The sequence below is a fragment of the Nonomuraea basaltis genome (genome assembly GCF_005893125.1).
Taxonomy (GTDB): Bacteria; Actinomycetota; Actinomycetes; order Streptosporangiales; family Streptosporangiaceae; genus Nonomuraea; species Nonomuraea basaltis.
Genome location: NZ_VCJS01000626.1, coordinates 1 through 723 on the forward strand (window position 1 = coordinate 1; position 723 = coordinate 723).

Genomic DNA, 723 nt, shown 5'->3' on the forward strand with positions numbered 1-723 from the left:
GCAGCCGTCCGGAAATGAGCGCCCGCAGCAGCGGCAGCTCGCGTTCGCGCGCCAGCAGCGGGCGCGCCTGGCGCACCCAGGGCCGGTGGACGGCGTGGCCGCCCGTACCGAGCAGGATCCGCAACGCCAGCACGGTCTCGCCCAGCGGTGAGATGGCGAACCGTACCTTCGCGACCGACGCCGCGGTAAACCTGATCTCGACCGCCATCCGCCCTCATCATGTAGCTGTGGCTAAACGATAGCCGAGACGCGGTGTATCCCCGCAGGCTGTCGGGCATGGATTCCTTCACCTCCTACGATGGCGTCGAGCTCGCCTACCGCGTATTCGGCGATGGCCCTCCCGTGGTCTGCCTGCCCGGCGGGCCAATGCAGGCTTCGGCCTATCTGGGCGACCTTGGAGGCCTCTCGGCACAACGGCAGTTGATCATGTTGGATCTGCGGGGCACGGGGCAGTCCGACATGCCGGAGGACACCGCCTCGTACCGCTGCGACCGCCTTGTCGATGACGTCGAAGCTCTGCGCGAGCACCTTGCCCTCGACCGGATGGATCTGCTCGCCCATTCCGCGGGCACGAATCTGGCCGTGCTATACGCGACTCGCCATCCGGAACGCGTCGGAAAGCTGGCGCTGATCACTCCGAGCGTCATCGCCGTCGGCATCACGATCAGTGGAGAGGCCCGGCGGGCGACGGCCCTACTGCGCAAGGACGAGCCCTGGTTTCCG

1 protein-coding gene and 1 pseudogene are annotated in these 723 nt (G+C 67.6%); one reads left to right on the forward strand and one right to left on the reverse strand.

Annotated elements, in window-relative coordinates:
• A pseudogene (locus EJK15_RS69755) lies at positions 1–208 on the reverse strand (transcriptional regulator); the annotation flags it as partial.
• Between the two features lie 68 nt (positions 209–276).
• Between EJK15_RS69755 and EJK15_RS69760 the strand changes: the two are divergent.
• Positions 277–723 (forward strand): alpha/beta fold hydrolase (locus EJK15_RS69760; RefSeq protein ID WP_138720989.1); only part of this gene is annotated, 447 nt, incomplete at its 3' end.